This window comes from Streptomyces sp. NPDC093984 (assembly GCF_044764595.1).
Lineage (GTDB): Bacteria > Actinomycetota > Actinomycetes > Streptomycetales > Streptomycetaceae > Streptomyces > Streptomyces cynarae.
In genome coordinates, this window is record NZ_JBIWIM010000001.1 from 39,373 (window position 1) to 57,149 (window position 17,777).

Below are 17,777 nucleotides of genomic sequence, written 5' to 3' on the forward strand. Positions count from 1 at the left end.
CTTCCCTCACGTCCACATTCGCGTCCGTGCGGCGACGGCGTCCCCGCCACGGCCGCGCCCGACATGTTCACGTCCCATGATGGACACCAGACCACGCGAGAGTTACTGACGCGTAGACAGTTACTTCCGAGTAGCCGGGGATTGGCGGGAGTTCACCGGCGGCGTGGGACGGTTCGCCGCGCGCCGTGTGCGGGATGATCCTCATGCGGTACGAGGTCAGGGGGCGAGAGGGTGAGCCGGCATCGTGAGAGTACGGTCCGCGCGCGGACGGCGGGACGACTGCTGGAGGTGGCCTGCGACGAGTCGGGATCGGACGGCGAGAACCTCACCGGCGGGAACACCGACGTGTTCGCGCACGCCAGCGTACATCTGCCTCTCCCGTCGGCGACCGCGCACGTCCAGGAGATCCGGGACCGCATCCGCTCGCCCGCGGAGGAGTACAAGGCCACCCACCTGCTGCGCGAGAAGCACCGCGCGGTGCTGGAATGGTTTCTCGGCGCCTCGGGGCCGCTGCACGGCCACGCCCATGTCCTGCTCGTGGAGAAGTCGTTCTTCGTGGTCGACCGTGTGGTGGACCTCCTGCTCGGCGATCCGGCACCCGCCCTCGCCCTCTTCCGCACCGGGCGTGAGCGCTTCGGCGACGAGCGGTGGCGGCGCTTCCTGGAGGCGTCCAACGATCTGATGCGGGCCAGGAGCAACGGGCAGCCGGAGGCTCCCGTCGACTCCTTCTTCCGCGTCGTCGAGGACCTGCTCCGGGCCCGTCCGCGGGGCGACGCGGGCGTCGAGACCCTGGCGCTGCTGGCCGGGGCGCGGGAGAGGGCTCGGGCGTACCGGGCGCGGATCGCCGACGGGCCGGCGGTCGTTCCGGCCCTGAACCCCCTGCTGCCGGCCCTTGTGCGCACCGCGGCGTACTGGGGAGCGGGCGGGCACCAGGTCGCCCTCGTGCACGACGAGCAGAACGTGCTCACCGCGCAGCGCATCGCCTGGCTGAAGGAGACCACCGGGCTCTTCGGGTTCCGGCTCGTCGACTCCCGGCGCGATCCGCGGGTACAGCTCGCCGACTTCCTCGCCGGGATCGCCCGCAAGATCGCCTCCGACGAGCTGAACGGGCGCGGCGACCCGGCGCTGACCGCGCTTCTGCGCCCGTACGTGGACGGGGACTCCTTGTGGGGGGACGAGCGCAGCAGCGTCTCACTGCGACGCTCCTAGGTCCTTTCATCCACTCGCGCCCGACCGGCGGCGCCCGGCCGACGGCGTGACTTCCGCGGCGCTTCGGTGAACACCCGAGCACGAGCGCACGTATGGAGTGAGGGCGCGCGACGACCGGAGTGCCCCGCGGTGGTGACGCCGTGCTGTTCGGGTTCGGGAGCCATGGATGAGGCATGCACGACGACGGATCGTCCGGCGGGGGGCTCGCATCGCGGCCGTCGGCGGACTGCTCCTGGGCGGTCTGATGGTCACCCAGGCCCTGGCGAGCGAACCGTCCGGCGCGCAGACGCCCTTCAGCACGGGCACGTCCGCCATGACCGCCTCACAGACGGGTTCCCAGCTGGTGTCCCGGCTCGGCACCTCCAGGACGGCGGGCAGCTGGCTCGCCTCCGACGGAAAGCCCGTGGTCGCCGTGACGGACGGGGCCGCGGCGGACGCGGTCACGGCGGCCGGGGCCCGGGCCAAGATGGTGCGGCACAGCATGGACCAGCTGAAGTCGGCCACGAAGACGCTGAGCTCCGCCCCCAGGGTGGCGGGAACCGCCTGGTCCGTGGACTACCGGACCAACCAGGTCGTGGTGCGGGCCGACCGCACGGTCTCCGCGTCCGACTGGTCCCGTATGACGAAACTCGCCCACGGCATCGGGGACTTCGTCCGGATGGAGCGCACCCAGGGACGGTTCACGACCCGCGTGGCCGGTGCCCAGCCGATCTTCTCGACCAGCGGCCGCTGTTCCGCGGGCTTCAACGTGACCAACGGGCAGGGCCAGTTCATCCTCACCGCCGGGCACTGCGGCCCGGGCGGCACGCTGTGGTTCTCCGACAACACGGGCCGGACGCAACTGGGCCGGACCGTCACCTCGGAGTTCCCCGGGGACGGCGACTTCTCCCTCATCCGGTACGAGAACGGGCAGGCGACGCCCGGGGAGAACGTCGTGGCCATCGGGGGCGGGCGCGGGGTGCGCATCACGGCGGCCGGGGACCCGGTGGTGGGTGAGAAGGTGTTCCGCAGCGGCAGCACCAGCGGTCTGCACGACGGCGAGGTCACCGCGCTGAACGCGACGGTGAACTACCCGGAGGGCTCGGTCACCGGCCTCATCCAGACCACGGTGTGCGCCGAACCGGGCGACAGCGGCGGACCGTTGTTCTCCGAGGGCATCGCGCTGGGGGTGACCTCGGGCGGCAGCGGGGACTGCCAGGCGGGCGGTACGACGTTCTTCCAGCCGGTGACGAGGGCGATGGCCGCGCTCGGGGTCCAGCTGACGGGGCAGGGGCAGGCGCCGGGCGCTGCGAGCGCCGGGGCCTCCGCCGCTCCCGCGCCGTCCGTCTCGGCGTCTCAGGGTGCGGCGATCGCGCCCGGGTCGGCGGCACCGGGCGCGGTCCAGGCAGTCGGTGCCACCGGGCCGGCGGGCGGATTCCTGTCGCGGCTCACCGACCCCAGGAACGTCGGGCCCGGTCTGCTGGTGATCGCCGGCAGCCTGGTCGCGCTGGTGGCCACGCGCTACATCCGGTCGGAGCAGGAACGGAACGCCTATCGCCGGGCGTACTCGGGGACCTGGGGCTGAGCGGGCGGCTCGCGGTTCTCTCGGGCGTGCTGCGGGTGCCGGAGGAAACCGGTCCTGTCGCGGGTATGCCGAGCCGGCCGCCGTCGGCGGTGGTCACAACGCGGGAGGTGGCCGGGCGGGCGGTCAGGCCGCCTTCGTCGGGCGCGGCGAGGAGGCCGCCGCCCATTCCAGGACGAGCCGCTGGTACTCCCGCCGCTCCTCGAGGCTCAGGATTCCGCCGCTGCGGAACCACAGTGCCCGGATCTCCTCGTTGACCTCGTCGGCGGAACGCTCCGCTACGGGTTCAGGAGTGGTGGACATGCCGTGAAGCATACGGGCCCCTGCGTGAAGGTGATGTGAGCAATCAGGCACCTCCCGGCATTCCGGACCGTGAAGCTGATCACGTCCGGCCGGACGCGTCACCCGTCCACGACACCCAGCACGAGCACCTGGATCGCCAGCACCGCCGCTCCGCGCGCCCAGTCATGGAAGTCGGAGACCTTGGTCTCCAGACCGACCGGAGCAGCCAGCGGGTGACGCTGGGCGCGGATGGTCTCCTCCACCGTCTTCCCGGCCACGTCCATCAGCCCCACCCCCTCCCCGGCCAGCAGGATCTTCTGCGGCATCGCGAAGTTGGAGATCTGGGCGACCAGCGTGCCGAGGGCCCGCGCGGCCTCGTCGACGACGCGGGAGCACATCGGCTCGCCGGCGGCGGCGAGCCCGAGGATCTCCTCGTACGTCTTGTCGCTGCCGGTGGCGGCCCGGATCTGGTAGCGGATGCTGGGGATGGTCAGCAGCGAGACCGCGCTGCCGCGCTCGCCGGACGGGGTGAGCGGCCCGTTGGGGTTGATGATCCAGTGCCGCCCGAAGCCGCGGTCCTCCTCGGCGTAGGGCACCCGCTTGCCGCCCAGGACGAGGCCGTAGCCGATGCCGGCGCCGATGGTGAGGACGGCGAAGCGTTCCAGACCGCGGCCGGCCCCGAACCAGGTCTCGGCCTCGACGAGCGCGGCGACGTCGTTCTCGACGACCACCGGAAGCCCGGTGCGCTCCTCCACCAGCCGGGCCAGCGGTACCTCGCGCCAGTGCAGGAAGGCGGACTCGCCGACCACCGCGCGGTCCTCGACGAGTCCGCCGACGCCGATGCCGATGCCCGCCACCCTCGGGAACTCGGCCGTGAGCGCGCCCGCCATCTCCGCCAGCAGCGCGGCCACATGGACGGGGTCGTGGCTGGTGAGCGGGCGGTCCAGGCGGGCGACGATGTCGCTTCTGAGCGTGGTGACCACGCCGTAGACCATCTCTTCGGTGATCTTGAATCCGAGGAACGTCCTGGACTCGGCGACGACGTCGAGGGGCTGTGAGGGGCGACCCTGGCGGCCCTCGGCCGGACCGCCCCCGTCGGCGACCTCGATCAGCAGACCCGACTCGATGAGCGGCTTGGTGAGCCGGGTGAGGCTGCCGGCCGAGAGGTCGAGGCGTCGCGCGAGGTCGGCGCGCGAGAGCGGCCCGTGGACGAGCACCTCGATCGCCACGGCACGCTCGCCGGGACTCAGCGGCAGCCAGCTGGCGGCGCGTGCGGTCATGCGACCAGACTCCCACAAGATTTCTTTTGCGGTGGAATTAATTACAGGCACTCTACGTCGCCATGTGCCACACCAAAAGAGCTGTGCACGACCCTTGACGCGAGGATTGTTCCGCGCCAAAAGTAAGTGGCCACTGAGGACGAGCCGCCGACGAGGAGGGTCACCGATGACCGTCGCCTCCAGCAGCCCTCCCTCGCGACTGCCGCTGCGCGGCGTCGCGGGGAGGGGGACCGCCACAGGGGTCCGTACCGCCCGAACACGCGAGGGCAGCGGCGACGGGCCGCTCGCCGCCCTCTTCCTGGCCCCGGCCATGCTGGGGTTCCTGGTCTTCCTGCTGTGGCCCACGCTGCGGGGCGTCTATCTGAGCTTCACCCGCTTCAACCTGCTCACCCCGGCCGAGTGGGCCGGCCTGGACAACTACGTCCGCATGGTGCACGACCCGATCTTCTGGGGCTCGCTGAAGGTCACCGTCGAGTACGTGGTGATCAACATCGGGGTGCAGACCGTCTCCGCGCTCGCCATCGCCGTGCTGCTGCAACGGCTGTCGCAGTCGGCGCTGCTGCGTGGGATCGTGCTGACGCCGTATCTGATGTCCAACGTCGTCGCGGGCGTCGTCTGGCTGTGGGTCCTCGACACCCAGCTGGGCATCGGCAACCAGATCATCGGGGCGCTCGGCTTCGACCACATCCCGTTCCTCGCCGACAAGTCGTGGGCCGTCCCCACCATCGCGCTGATCAACGTGTGGCGGCACGTCGGCTACACGGCGCTGCTGCTGTTCGCGGGCCTCCAGGCGATCCCGGGCGACATGTACGAGGCCGCCAGGGTGGACGGCGCCGGCGAGTGGCGGATGTTCTGGCGGATCACGCTGCCGCTGCTGCGACCGGTACTGGCGGTCGTCCTGATCATGACGGTGATCGGCTCGTTCCAGGTCTTCGACACGGTCGCCGTGACCACACAGGGAGGCCCGGCGAACGCCACCAACGTGCTCCAGTACTACATCTACGGCGCCGCCTTCGGCCGCTTCCAGTTCGGCTACGCGTCAGCGATGTCGGTGGCCCTGCTCGTCGTGCTGACCGCGATCACGTTCGTCCAGTACCGGCTCACCCGGGCCGGCCAGACCGACCTCGGCTGACTTCAAGGGAGTGACCGACATGGCTGCCGTGGCCACCACGACGACCGCGATACCCGCGAGGCGCCGGCTCTCCCTCGGCCGGATCGCCGCCTGGGCGGTCATGGGCGCGATCGTGCTCGTGACGCTGCTGCCGTTCTACTGGATCCTCAGGACGGCCCTGTCCACCAACACCGCACTCGCCGCGCACCCCGGCGACCCCCTGCCCACCGGCCTGACGACCGGCGGCTTCGAGCGGGCCCTGGGTCTGCAGTCGGCCAAGGAGGCCATCGCCCAGGGCGGCGCGGGCGGCGGGCTGAAGTTCTGGCGCTATCTGCTCAACTCGGTGATCGTGTCCACCCTGATCACCGTCTGCCAGGTGTTCTTCTCCGCCATGGCCGCCTACGCCTTCGCACGGCTGAGGTGGCGCGGCCGGGACAAGGTGTTCGGGCTGTTCCTGGCGGGGCTGATGGTGCCGGCCATCTTCACCCTGCTGCCGAACTTCGTGCTCATCAAGCAACTCCACCTGGTCGACACCCTGTTGGGCATCGCGCTGCCGACGATGTTCATGACGCCGTTCGCGGTGTTCTTCCTGCGGCAGTTCTTCATGAACGTCCCCCGGGAGGTGGAGGAGGCCGCCCTGCTGGACGGCGCGAGCAAGGTCAGGATCTTCTTCCGGGTGATGCTGCCGATGGCGGCCACCCCGATCCTCACCCTCGGCGTGCTGACGTACATCACCTCGTGGAACGACTACTTCTGGCCGCTGATGGTGTCCTACAGCGACAGCTCCCGTGTGCTCACCGTGGCACTGGCGATCTTCCGGGCGCAGACCCCGCAGACGGGCTACGACTGGTCCGGGCTGATGGCGGCGACCCTCATCGCGGCGCTCCCGATGCTCGTGCTCTTCGGCTGCTTCGCACGCCGCATCGTCGGCTCCATCGGCTTCACCGGGATCAAGTGAGGGGACCGATATGCGAATTCGTACGGTCGTGGCGTTGGCCGGTGCGCTGGCCCTGTCCCTGGTGAGCGGATGCGCCGAGGGCGACGGCACCGGGTCGTCCGGGAACACGGTGACGTACTGGCTGTGGGACGCCAACCAGCTGCCCGCCTACCAGGCCTGCGCCAAGGACTTCGAGAAGGAGAACCCGGGCCTGAAGGTCAGCATCACGCAGATGGGCTGGGGCGACTACTGGACCAAGCTGACCGCGAGCTTCATCGCGGGCACCCAGCCGGATGTGTTCACCGACCACATCCAGAAGTTCGGCCAGTTCGCCGATCTGAAGGTGCTGGAGCCGCTCGACGGCCTCGGCATCGATCCCTCCGACTACCAGAAGGGGCTCGCCGACAACTGGATCGCCCAGGACGGCCACCGCTACGGCGCTCCGAAGGACTGGGACACCGTCGCCCTCTTCTACAACCAGAAGATGGCCACGGCTGCCGGACTCACCCCCGAGCAGATCAACAACCTGAACTGGAACCCGAAGGACGGCGGCACCTTCGAGAAGACCGTCGCCCACCTCACCGTCGACCGGAACGGCAAGCGCGGCGACGAGCCGGGCTTCGACAAGCACCACGTCAAGGTGTACGGGCTCGCCAGTGGCGGCGCCGGCGACGGCGACGGCCAGACGACATGGAGCCCCTTCACCGGCTCCGCCGGCTGGCACTACACCGACAAGCAGCGGTGGAGCACCAAGTACCAGTACGACAGCAGGACCTTCCAGTCGGTCGTCAAGTGGTACTTCGGCCTGGCGAAGAAGGGCTACCTCGCGCCGCAGACGGACTACAGCGAGGGCGCCAACCCGGCCAACGCGCAACTGGCGTCCGGCAAGGCGGCGATGGCCTTCGACGGCGCCTGGATGATCTCGACGTACTACGGCTACAAGAACCTGAGGATCGGCACCGCCTTCACCCCCGCCGGCCCCACCGGCAAGCGGGCGACGATGATGAACGGCCTCGCCGACTCCGTCACCAAGAACGCCCACAACAAGCAGGGCGCCCTGAAGTGGGTGAAGTACCTGTCCTCCGACGCCTGCCAGAAGACGGTGGGCAGCTACGGCATCGTCTTCCCCGCCACACCCGACGGGACCCGGGCCGCCGTCGCGGCCTACAGGAAGAAGGGCATCGACGTCACGGCGTTCACCAAGCCGGTCGCCGACAAGAAGGACTTCACCACCTTCACCTACCCGATCACCGACAACGCGGCGGACGTGTACGCGCTCATGCACCCCGCCATGCAGGACGTCTACAACGGCGCCGCGGTGAGCGGCCTCGACAAGACCAACAGCCAGATCAACCTGATCCTCTCCCAGTGAAGGGCACGCATTTCATGACGTTCTCGCTCGGCATCGTCGGCGCCGGCCAGTTCTCCGGCCAGTTCGCCACGCTGTTCCAGGCCCACCCCGGCGTCAGCGACGTCTACGTCACCGACCTGCGGCCCGAACGGGCCGAGCAGCTCGCCGCCGCCCAGGGCCTCGCCGGCACCTTCCCCTCGTACGAGGCCATGCTGGAGTCCAAGGAGGTCGACGCGGTCGCCGTCTTCACCCAGCGCTGGACGCACGGCCCCCTGGTGGTCCAGGGGCTGAACGCCGGCAAGCACGTGTACTCCGCCGTCCCCATGGCGATCACCACGGAGGAGATCGCGGCGATCATCGACGCGGTCAAGGCGACCGGCCTGACCTACATGATGGGTGAGACCAGTCAGTACAACCCGGCGACCGTGCACGCCCGCAACCAGATCGCCGAGGGCGCCTTCGGGCGGCTGTTCTACGCCGAGGGCGACTACGTGCACGACATGGACCTCGGCTTCTACGAGGCCTACCAGTACAGCGGTGGCGAGAACTGGAAGGCGACCGCCAGCTATCCCCCGCTGCTCTACCCGACCCACTCGGTGGGCGGTGTGCTCGGCGCCTGGCAGACGCACGCGGTGAGCGTGTCCGCGATCGGGGTGCGCGACGAGCGCGGGGACGGGGTCTTCGACAAGGAGATCAGCCAGTTCGACAACGACTTCTCCAACGCCACCGCGCTGTTCGAGGTGGCGGGCGGCGGCTCGTTCCGTACGAACGAGTTCCGTCGGGTCGGCTACCCCTCGCACATCCGGGAGTCGCGTTTCAGGTTCTTCGGCACCGAGGCGAGCATGGAGCAGCTCGCCACGGTGGCCCTGTGGCAGGACAAGAAGGGGGTCAACGACATCACGGAGCTCCTCGAGCCCAAGCCGACCATGTCCCCCGACGACCCCTCGCTCCAGCACATCGCGCCGGAGCTGCGGGCCGCCTTCACCTCCGGGTCGGCACCGGTGCACGACCGCTCGCGGCTGCCGCGGGAGTTCGACAACCTGCACAACGGCCACGAGGGCAGCCACCACTTCCTGGTGGACGACTTCGTGACGGCCGTCAACTCCCGCACCCTGCCGTCCGTGAACGCCTGGGTCGCGGCCCGCTACACCCTGCCCGGGATCATCGCGCACCAGTCGGCGCTGAAGGGCGGTGTCCGCCTGGAGATCCCGGACTTCGGCGACGCTCCGGCGGTGTGACCCTTCGCTGCGGCCGAGCCGGGTGCCTGTCTCAGGTGCCCGGCTTGCGGCCGTAGACGAACACGTCGTCGCCGACCTTCAGCAGCGACCAGTACTTCTTGGCGTCGGCCGTGGTCATGTTGACGCAGCCGTGGGACCCCGGCGGGTTCCACATGCTCAGGTTGACCGAGTGGAAGGCCTGCCCGCCGTCGAAGAACTGGCTGTAGGGCATGGGGACGTTGTAGATGGTCGAGACGTGGTGCAGGTCCCGCCAGTAGATCTTCTTCAGGCCGGTGCGGGTCACATAGCCCTTGCGCCCCGTGCGCACCGGCACCGGTCCGTAGACGAGGCGGCTGCCGTCCTGGATCCAGCTGAGCTGGAGCGTCAGGTTGACGCAGGCGATGCGGCCCTTGTTGACCGGGCACTTGCCGTCCTTGTTGGGGTTCTTGCCGACGGCCCTCTGCTTGTTCATCAGGTCCATCACGCCCCAGGTGACGGGCCCGGCGTAGCCGATGGCGGGTGTGATGCCGTGCTTGTTCTGGAAGGCCTGGACGGCCTTGCAGTCGGCGGACGACTGCCTGCCGTCGACCGGGCGGCCGAGGAACTTCTCCACCTGCTTCTGGTACGGACCGGTCTGCGTCGTGCAGCTCGCCGCCTCGGCGGGAGCGCTGGTGAGCGCGAGGGTGAGCGGCGCCACCAGCCCCGTGATCCCGAGTGCGACGGCCCCCCGTCTGCGTATGTCCCCCATGCCGGCCTTCCTTTCCAGGTTTCTGCGGTCTTTTGCACGCTAGACCGGCGTGGGGGCCAGTCGGTTGTGGCGACGCTCACACTGTGACGAAACGGTGAAGTATCAGGAGCGCGGCGGCGGTACGGCGGGCACCTCGATGGCGTTCGGCGATGTCCGCCTCGGTCATCCGGAACCGCTCGGGGTAGGCGTCACGGCCGGCGTCGCCTGCGGGTTCGGTGGTGCGCCAGGTGTACAGGCAGTTCTTCCGGCTGCGCACGGGCACCACGCCGGGTGTGTTCCGGGCGCGGGCCCTGGGCCGGGACACGGGCCTGAGGCCGGGGGCCGGCCGACCGGTCAGTGGTCGGTCGCCGGGATGCGGACCACGATGCGGGCTCCGGGGGCGTTGTCCTCGATGCCGATGTGGCCGTGGTGGGCGACGACGAGGTCGCGGACGATCGCGAGGCCGAGGCCGCTTCCTCCGGTGTCCCGGGCGCGGGCCCCGTCCAGGCGGGTGAAGCGGTCGAAGACACGGCGGCGGTCGGCCACCGGGATGCCCGGACCGTCGTCGGCGACCACCAGGAGCGCGGCGCGGTCGCGGACGCCCAGGCTGACCTCGATCCGTCGGGCGGCGTACCGGATGGCGTTGTCGAGCAGATTGCGCACGACCCGGGCCAGGGCGTCCCCGTCGCCGTGCACCCGGGCCGCGCTGACGGCGCGCTGGTCGATGACCACCGAAGTGTGCCGGCGGGCGTGGCGGACCTCGTGGAAGACGATCTCGTCCAGGTCCACGGGGCGCATGCGCAGCCGGGGCCGGGCGTCCAGGCGGGCCAGCCGTACCAGGTCGTCGACGAGCCGGGACAGCCGCTCGCTCTCCTCTACGAGGGCGGGTCCGCGGGCGGCCCAGTCGGCCGAGCCGGGGTGCCGGACGGCCACCTCCAGTTGGGTGTGCAGACTGCTCAGCGGGGAGCGCAGCTCGTGCGCGGCGTCCGCGATGAACTGCCGTTGCCGCCGGGTGGCGACGTCCAGCCGGGCCAGCAGGTCGTTGAGGGTCCGCGCGAGCCGGCCCAGGGCGTCCTCGGCCGGGGGCGGGTCGAGGCGGCGGCCCAGGTCGCAGGCGGTGATCTCGGCGGTCTGGGCGCGCAGGGCCTCCACGGGGCGCAGTGCCCGGCCGGTGAGCAGCCAGCAGACGCCGGTGAGCAGGCCGACGGCCGGCGGCACGGCGATGGCGAGGCCCACGGTGAGCTGGGCGAGGTTGTGGTCGACGGCCGCGGTGGGCACCGCGACGTACACGGTGAGCGGGTCGTCGTCCCCGGCCTGGAGGGCGACCGCGCGCCAGGTTCCGTCTTCGCTCAGGGGCAGTCCACGCACCGTGTGGGCCGTGCCCGAGGAGGACGGTCGGAAGGTGAACAGCGCGGGCCGGCCCTCCAGGTTGGCGGAGCTGGACCGGACCACGTGACGGGCGTCGACGACCTGGACGGCGGTGTCGCCGCTGCCGGAGGCCGGCAGGACGCGCGCGAGGCTGTCGGTGTCCACGCTGGCGGCGATGACCTGGGCCCGCTGGAGCGCGGTCTGGTCGAGGCCGGTGAGGAGGCTCATGCGCAGCCAGACGACGAGCAGACAGGCCGCGCCGACCAGGGCCGCAGAGATCATCAGGGCGGCTGCGGCGGTCAGCCTCAGGCGCAGGGAGCGCCGGGCCCACCACGCGGGAACGGGGAGGCGCACGGTCACCTCCCGGTGGCGTGCAGCCGGTAGCCGGCCCCGCGGACCGTCTCGATGGTCCGGCGGCCGAAGGGGGCGTCGATCTTGCGCCGCAGATAGCCGATGTAGACCTCCACGATGTTGGTGTCGCCGTCGAAGTTCTCGTCCCAGACGTGGTCGAGGATGTCCGTCTTGCTGATCACTTCGTCGGGGTGCCGGAGCAGGAATTCCAGCAGCGTGAACTCGCGTGCGGTCAGGGTGATCTCCCGGTCCGCGCGGCGGCAGTGGCGGCGCGCGGGGTCCAGGGCGAGGTCGCCGGCCGCGAGCACGGCGGGCCGGGCGGGCGCCCCGCGCCGCAGCAGGGCCCGCAGCCGGGCGACCAGCACGACGTACGAGAACGGCTTGCTCAGGTAGTCGTCGGCGCCGAGGTCGAGGGCGTCCGCCTCGTCGTACTCGCCGTCCTTCGCGGTGAGGACGAGGACGGGCGTCCACACACGGGCGGCCCGCAGCCGCTTCAGCACTTCGTATCCGGAGATGCCGGGCAGCATGAGGTCGAGCAGGATCGCGTCGTACGGCTCGTGGACGGCCCGCCACAGGCCGTCGATGCCGTCGTGGACGACACGGGTGACGAAGCCCTCCTCGGCGAGCCCGTGAGCGATCGCCGCGGCGAGTCCCCGTACGTCCTCGATCACCAGCACTCGCATGGCCGACCTCCCCTCCACCCTACGGAGGCGTGGTCGTGCTCGCGCGTCGAGCTGCTCTCAGCCTCTTCTCAGGAGGCCCGCCGCAGGCTGGAACAAACCAGGACAAATGAGGGCCTCCGTGCCTGTGAGCAAGGAGAGACACGATGACGAACGTCCGACGCAGGGTCGCACTGGTCGCCGGGACGATGCTGCTGGCCGGCGCGGCAAGCAGTGGGGTCGCGATGGCGAGCACGCCGCCGGTGGTACACCCCTCCGTCCAGACGCACTATTGCGACGACGATGACGACTGGGGCAACTGGGGCGACGACTGCGACCACGGCGGCTACTACGGTGGCCTCGGTGACCACGCCGCCTACGTCGGCCACGGCCACGGCCACGGTGACGACGACGACGATTACGGGGACTACGGAGGGTACTGACAACACCTGACCGACCCGTATGGTGCCGGTTCGCGCCCCTAGGCGCGGACCGGCACCGGCGTCCCGGCCCGGACTCAGCGCTCCAGGAAGTCGAAGAGCTCCTCCCACCGGCGGGTGATCACGTCCGGGGCGAAACGCCGGACGTTCTTCCGCGCCCGCTTCCCCGCGGTTCGGCGGTGTCCGCGAAAGCGTCCCGCGGACGGGGGTGCCCCGGGGCCCAGCCCCGCCGCAGTAGCCCTACCGTCTGTAGGGCCACTGCTGCCGGGGTGGCACCCTGCCGCTCCTCCCCGCCTCTTACGGGGATCCATCCGAACACCTGCTCAATCCGGCCACGGGACGGCCCGGCAGGGCTCTGGTCCGTGATCTGCTCCGCATCAGCGGGCCGGGTAGTCCGGTGTCCACTGGGTCTTCTCGACCGCCTGGCGCACCTCCGCCTCGGTCGCCTTGGGGGCCACCCCGTCCTCGACGGCGGCGAGCGCGGCGGCCACCGCGATCTCCCGGGCGGCCTCCCGCATGCCGCCGAGCGGCGGCAGCAGCGGGGCGGGACCCGGAACTCCGGCGGCCGCCTCGGCGGCCCGGCGGGCGACGGCGCGTGCGGCGGCGACCAGCATCCGGTCGGTGACCCGGGTGGCCCCGCCGGCCGCCACCGCGAGCCCCATGGCGGGGAAGATGTACACGTTGTTGGCCTGCGCCACGGGAATCCGGTGACCGTCCACCTCCAGCGGCGGGAACGGCGACCCGGCGGCGATCAGCGCCCTGCCGTCCGTCCAGCGGGCGAGGTCCGCGGGATCGGCCTCGGCGTGCGAGGTCGGATTGGACAGCGGGAAGATCACCGGCCGTTCGCAGGTGGACGCCATCTGCCGCACGATCTCCTCGGTGAACGCGCCGTGCGCCGTCGACAGCCCGATCAGCGCCGTGGGTTCGGTCCGGCGCACCACCTCGGCGAGCCCGGTGTCACCCCAGCCGGCCGCCTCGTCGTCCGCGCGCGCGTACACCCGCTGCTCGGCGGTGAGATCGTCGCGCGAGTCCACCAGTAGTCCGTCGACGTCGACGAACCAGAAGCGGCCCGCCGCGTCCTTCTCGGAGAGTCCCTCCTCCACGAGGGCGGCGCGGATCATGTCGGCGACACCGACGGCGGCGGAGCCCGCTCCCAGGACGACCAGCCGCTGCTCGGTCAGCGGAGTGCCGGCCACCTGGCAGGCCGTGGACAGGGCGCCGAGCACCACCGCCGCGGTGCCCTGGATGTCGTCGTTGAAGGTGAGCAGCCGGTCGCGGTAGCGGGTGAGGATCGGCCGGGCGTGGACGGTGGCGAAGTCCTCCCACTGCAACAGCGTGCCGGGCAGCTCCGCCTCCACCGCCGAGACGAACGCCTCGATCATCTCGTCGTACTGCGCCCCGGTGAGCCGGTGCTCCCGCCGGCCCAGATAGCGCGGATCGGACAGCAGCTGCTCGTTGTCGGTGCCGACGTCGAGCAGGATCGGCAGGGTGCGCGCCGGGTGGATGCCGCCGATCGCGGTGTAGAGGCTCAGCTTGCCGATCGGGATGCCCATGCCCCCGACGCCCTGGTCGCCGAGGCCGAGAATGCGCTGGCCGTCGGTGACGACGATGACGTCGACGGCGCCCTTGTGCGGTCGGTTGCGCAGGATCTCCCGGAACCGGTCGCGGTCCTCCCAGGACAGGAACAGGCCGCGGGGCCTGCGGTAGATCTCGCTGAAGCGGCGGCACGCCTCCCCGACGGTCGGGGTGTAGACGATCGGCAGCAGTTCCTCGAGGTGTTCCGTGATCAGGCGGTAGAACACCACCTCGTTGGTGTCCTGCAGTTGCCGCAGGTAGATGTGCCGGTTGAGCGGCTTGTCGTAGCCGAGGAACGCCTGGTGGGCGCGGGCGACCTGCTCGTCGAGTGTCTCCACGGCGGGCGGCAGCAGTCCGTCCAGGCCGAATTCTGCACGTTCCTCGCGGGTGAAGGCAGTGCCCTTATTGAGCAACGGGTCGGCGAGCAGGGCGGTGCCACGGGCGGTCGTCTGTCCGGTGAGGTGTGTCATCGTGCGGTCCAACCTGAAGGGATCGAACATTCTCTTCCCGATGCCCCGCTTCCGTACCGTCCACCCGGCCGACAGGACTTGTTCCTTCACTCCTTCACCGCAGCATCGGCTGAGGGGGTCGGATAGGTTCGCGGGTATGGCGATCATCCACAACACCACGATGACCCCCACCAAGCTGGAACTCCTCGCCACCTGGCTCCCCACCCGGCCCTGGTACGTCGGCACGGGCCGCGCGCCGGAGCTGTCCAGGACCGGCGGGTTCCGGCTGGACGACCCGGAGGGCGAGGTCGGGATCGAGTTCCTGGTGGCCACCGACGAGTCCGGACCGGCGCCGGTCTCGTACCACGTACCGCTGAGTTACCGCGGCGCGCCCCTCGAAGGAGCCGAACAGGCGCTCGTCGGCACCTCCGAGCACGGTGTGCTGGGACGGCGATGGATCTACGACGGCACGCACGACCCGGTGCTCGTCGCCCAGTTGCTGGCGCTGCTCCAGGGCCGCGCCGAACCCCAGGCGCAGAGCCGGTCCGACACCCCCGACCCGTCCGTCACCGTCCGGTTCACGGGTACGCCGGTGGCGACCGGGGGCGTCAGGACGACCGTGACCGACGGATCCCACGACACCCTCGTCACTGTGCACGCGACCGGCACCGCGGCCCCCTCGTCGCTGAACCTCCGCGTGAGGCGCGTCCTGGAACCCGGGGCAACCGCACCGGCCGACGCCACGGGCCACGTCACCACGGGCTGGCGCTCGCCGGACGGCGGTGAGCACCGCGGGGTGTTCGCCGCCCTTCACCGCACCGGGTCCTGACCCGTACGGCCGACTTCGTCCGGCCCACGACGTCCGGCCCGTCCGCAGCCGTCGGACGGGCCGGAGGGCCCGTTACCCCTTCCGCCATGCTCCGGTCACCGGCACGCCATCTCCGCGCCGGGCACCGGTCCGAAAGGAGCGGGCTCTTACCAACGTCCTGTACGTCTCATGCAACACGGCCACGGAATGCCTACTTCTTCATAGTCGGATCATCCGGTCGCACGTGCCGCGCAACGGGCCGACGCGACGGTGAGAAGACAGCGGCAGTCCGGGAAGGCCACCTATGCTCAGCGCTCATTCGGAGCAGACCGCAGCGCGCGACGCGGCACCGGCGAGGGGTACGGCGACCGCGACAGCCGCGGCCGGCCCGCACGGCGGAGGGCCGCCTCCCCGGAACCCACGGCCGCCACGGCCGCGCTACGAACCCCCGGTGCTGGCGGCCATAGCGGCGCTCGCGGCGGTTCTCTGCACATGGGGCATCGACCACAGCGTCTACCACACGTTCTACGCCGCCGCCGTGCGCAGCATGACCGACAACCCGGTGGCGTTCTTCTTCGGTTCGTTCGACCCGGGCAACTCCATCACCCTCGACAAGGAGCCCGGCTTCCTGTGGCCGCAGGCGCTGTCGGCCATGGTCTTCGGCTTCCACCCCTGGGCACTGGTGCTGCCCCAGGCGATCGAGGGCGTGGCCTGCGTCCTCCTCCTGCATCTGCTGGTGCGTCGCTGGGCCGGGGTCCCGGCGGGGCTGCTGGCCGCGGCGTTCCTGACGCTCACCCCGGTGGCCGTGGGGCTGGGCCGGTCGATCGTGGAGGACGCGCCGTTCGTCCTGGTGCTGCTCCTGGCCGCCGAGGCCACTTGGCGGGCCGTCGCGCGGGCCCGGCTGCGCCCCCTGCTGGCGGCCGGCGTCTGGGTCGGGGTGGCGTTCCAGTGCAAGATGCTGGAGGCCTGGGCGGTGCTGCCGGCCCTGGCCGTCACCTATCTGGTGGCCGCCCCCACCACCCTGCGGCGCAGGATCGGCCATGTCGCGGTGACCGGCGCGGTCGCCGTGGCGGTGTCGGCCTCCTGGGTGGCCGTGGCGACCGCCGTCCCCGCTCAGTCGCGTCCCTACATAGACGGCACCACGAACAACTCGGCCGTGGGCATGGTCGTGGGCTACAACTTCCTGACCCGGTTCACCTCGCTGGGTGTGGACGCGGCGGACACGGGCAGCGTCGTCGCCGGCGAGACGGGCCCCACCCACGCGGCCACCGACAGCGGCTCGGGCGACGGCAGTTCAACGGGCGAGGCCGGTGGCACCGTTCACACCGCAGGGCGTGCCCACCACAGGGGTCCGGGCATGGGCAACAGCGTCCTGAAGATGTTCAGCCCGGGTCTCGCCACCCAGACGGGCTGGCTGTACCCGCTGGCCGGGTGCGGCCTTGTGTGGGGTCTCGCCGCCGCGCGGCGCCGCCGTGTCCCCCGCACCGATCCGGCGCTCGCCGGGTATCTGCTGTGGGGGGTGTGGCTGGCCACCTTCTTCGCCGCGTTCAGCTTCGGCAGCGTCACCGGCCACACGTACTACATGGGCGTCGTCGCCGTGGCCCTCGCGGCGCTGAGCGGTGCGGGGGTGGTGCGGGCCTGGGGGGCGTACCGGGCCGGCGGCCGCCGTGCCCGGGTCCTTCCGGCGGTGACCGCCGCGAACGTCCTGTGGGCCGCGGCCCTGACGCTGCACTACCGCCACTTCTTCGGATGGCTGGCTCCCTCCGCCGTCGGCCTGTGCGTCCTGTCCCTGGTGCTCACCGGCGCAGGCCGCGCTCTGGTGGCCCACCGGACACGGACAGCCGTGGCTGGCCTGGCTGCCGGACTCGCCGCGGTGCTGCTGATACCGGCCGCATGGTCGGCCTCGGCGCTGTCCCCGCGCTACAACCAGCCCGGCGGCATGGGCAGGGTCGGGCCCGCCAGCCTCTCGGGGGGCGGCGGACCGAACCGGCTCACGCCACCGCGCGCACGGCTCCTGGCCTACCTGACGGCGCACCGCGGCGGGGCGAAGTACCTCGCGGCCATGCCGGACTGGGCGGACGCCGCGCCCTACATCATCGCAGCCAACGCGTCCGTGCTGCCCATGGGCGGCTTCACCGGACAGGTCCCCTACCCCTCCCCCGCCGGACTCGGCCGGCTCGTCGAGTCCGGCGACCTGCACTACGTCGCCCTCCGGGGCACATACGCGGCAGGGCGGCAGCGGAAGGCCGATGAGCACGGAGGAAGCGACCGGTACGAAGCGACGGCGCAGCACACCGGCACCGCCGCGTCGCCCACCACGACCGCGATCACGCGCTGGGTCACCACGCACTGCACGTCGGTGCCGCCGACGGCGTACGGCGGCACGGGCTCCCTCCGGCTCCGGCTCTACCGGTGCGGACAACGCCGGTGAGGGACCGCTCAGTTCGCGGTC

At 71.1% G+C, this 17,777-nt stretch carries 16 protein-coding genes; 9 read left to right on the plus strand and 7 right to left on the minus strand.

What is annotated here, in order from left to right; genetic code table 11:
* Positions 1 to 231 precede the first annotated feature (231 nt).
* The gene (locus ACIRC0_RS00160) at positions 232 to 1,209 is read left to right on the plus strand and encodes a DUF3800 domain-containing protein (protein WP_403609182.1); all 978 of its coding nucleotides are present in this window, start codon (positions 232 to 234) and stop codon (positions 1,207 to 1,209) included.
* A 166-nt stretch (positions 1,210 to 1,375) separates the two neighbouring features.
* Positions 1,376 to 2,773 (plus strand): S1 family peptidase, encoded by a 1,398-nt coding sequence (locus tag ACIRC0_RS00165; protein WP_403609185.1) that lies wholly within the window; start codon positions 1,376 to 1,378, stop codon positions 2,771 to 2,773.
* 123 nt (positions 2,774 to 2,896) lie between these two features.
* On the opposite strand, the gene ACIRC0_RS00170 is transcribed toward ACIRC0_RS00165, so the two are convergent.
* Both ACIRC0_RS00170 and ACIRC0_RS00175 read right to left on the minus strand, forming a co-directional pair.
* Positions 2,897 to 3,085 carry a hypothetical protein gene (locus ACIRC0_RS00170; protein ID WP_200419677.1) on the minus strand — a complete coding sequence of 63 codons (189 nt, stop codon included), beginning with the start codon at positions 3,083 to 3,085 and terminating at the stop codon, positions 2,897 to 2,899.
* Positions 3,086 to 3,171: 86 nt separating this feature from the next.
* A complete protein-coding gene (locus ACIRC0_RS00175; RefSeq protein ID WP_403609188.1) occupies positions 3,172 to 4,332 on the minus strand; it encodes an ROK family protein in 1,161 nt (386 codons plus the stop codon).
* Between the two features lie 166 nt (positions 4,333 to 4,498).
* On the opposite strand from ACIRC0_RS00175, the gene ACIRC0_RS00180 reads away from it, so the two are divergent.
* The 4 genes from ACIRC0_RS00180 to ACIRC0_RS00195 are packed head-to-tail and all read left to right on the plus strand — an operon-like array spanning position 4,499 to position 8,969.
* A complete protein-coding gene (locus ACIRC0_RS00180) occupies positions 4,499 to 5,464 on the plus strand; it encodes a carbohydrate ABC transporter permease (protein ID WP_403609190.1) in 966 nt (321 codons plus the stop codon).
* 19 nt (positions 5,465 to 5,483) lie between these two features.
* Positions 5,484 to 6,401 carry a carbohydrate ABC transporter permease gene (locus ACIRC0_RS00185; protein ID WP_403609192.1) on the plus strand — a complete coding sequence of 306 codons (918 nt, stop codon included), beginning with the start codon at positions 5,484 to 5,486 and terminating at the stop codon, positions 6,399 to 6,401.
* 10 nt (positions 6,402 to 6,411) lie between these two features.
* Positions 6,412 to 7,752: an ABC transporter substrate-binding protein gene (locus tag ACIRC0_RS00190; protein ID WP_403609195.1), complete on the plus strand. Its 1,341-nt coding sequence runs from the start codon at positions 6,412 to 6,414 to the stop codon at positions 7,750 to 7,752.
* A gap of 14 nt (positions 7,753 to 7,766) precedes the next feature.
* Entirely contained in the window at positions 7,767 to 8,969 is a 1,203-nt protein-coding gene (locus ACIRC0_RS00195) for a Gfo/Idh/MocA family protein (RefSeq protein ID WP_403612601.1), read from the plus strand.
* Positions 8,970 to 9,000: 31 nt separating this feature from the next.
* Here the strand turns inward: ACIRC0_RS00195 and ACIRC0_RS00200 are convergent, their stop codons facing one another.
* The 4 genes from ACIRC0_RS00200 to ACIRC0_RS00215 form a co-directional block, all read right to left on the minus strand.
* Positions 9,001 to 9,696, minus strand: coding sequence for a L,D-transpeptidase family protein (locus ACIRC0_RS00200; protein WP_403609197.1), 696 nt, complete (start codon positions 9,694 to 9,696; stop codon positions 9,001 to 9,003).
* A 76-nt stretch (positions 9,697 to 9,772) separates the two neighbouring features.
* Positions 9,773 to 9,958 (minus strand): non-oxidative hydroxyarylic acid decarboxylases subunit D, encoded by a 186-nt coding sequence (locus ACIRC0_RS00205; RefSeq protein ID WP_403609200.1) that lies wholly within the window; start codon positions 9,956 to 9,958, stop codon positions 9,773 to 9,775.
* A 71-nt stretch (positions 9,959 to 10,029) separates the two neighbouring features.
* Positions 10,030 to 11,397, minus strand: coding sequence for an ATP-binding protein (locus ACIRC0_RS00210; RefSeq protein ID WP_403609202.1), 1,368 nt, complete (start codon positions 11,395 to 11,397; stop codon positions 10,030 to 10,032).
* 2 nt (positions 11,398 to 11,399) lie between these two features.
* Positions 11,400 to 12,077, minus strand: a complete 678-nt coding sequence (locus tag ACIRC0_RS00215) for a response regulator transcription factor (protein WP_403609204.1) — start codon at positions 12,075 to 12,077, stop codon at positions 11,400 to 11,402.
* A gap of 143 nt (positions 12,078 to 12,220) precedes the next feature.
* Between ACIRC0_RS00215 and ACIRC0_RS00220 the strand changes: the two genes are divergently transcribed.
* Positions 12,221 to 12,496 carry a hypothetical protein gene (locus tag ACIRC0_RS00220; protein WP_403609206.1) on the plus strand — a complete coding sequence of 92 codons (276 nt, stop codon included), beginning with the start codon at positions 12,221 to 12,223 and terminating at the stop codon, positions 12,494 to 12,496.
* A gap of 374 nt (positions 12,497 to 12,870) precedes the next feature.
* Here ACIRC0_RS00220 and ACIRC0_RS00225 read toward each other — a convergent pair whose 3' ends face one another.
* A complete protein-coding gene (locus ACIRC0_RS00225) occupies positions 12,871 to 14,538 on the minus strand; it encodes an NAD-dependent malic enzyme (RefSeq protein WP_403609209.1) in 1,668 nt (555 codons plus the stop codon).
* A 136-nt stretch (positions 14,539 to 14,674) separates the two neighbouring features.
* On the opposite strand from ACIRC0_RS00225, the gene ACIRC0_RS00230 reads away from it, so the two are divergent.
* A complete protein-coding gene (locus ACIRC0_RS00230; protein WP_403609211.1) occupies positions 14,675 to 15,346 on the plus strand; it encodes a 1,4-alpha-glucan branching protein in 672 nt (223 codons plus the stop codon).
* Positions 15,347 to 15,776: 430 nt separating this feature from the next.
* Complete coding sequence (locus ACIRC0_RS00235) at positions 15,777 to 17,756, plus strand: glycosyltransferase family 39 protein (protein ID WP_403609214.1); 1,980 nt, start codon at positions 15,777 to 15,779, stop codon at positions 17,754 to 17,756.
* Positions 17,757 to 17,777 lie beyond the last annotated feature (21 nt).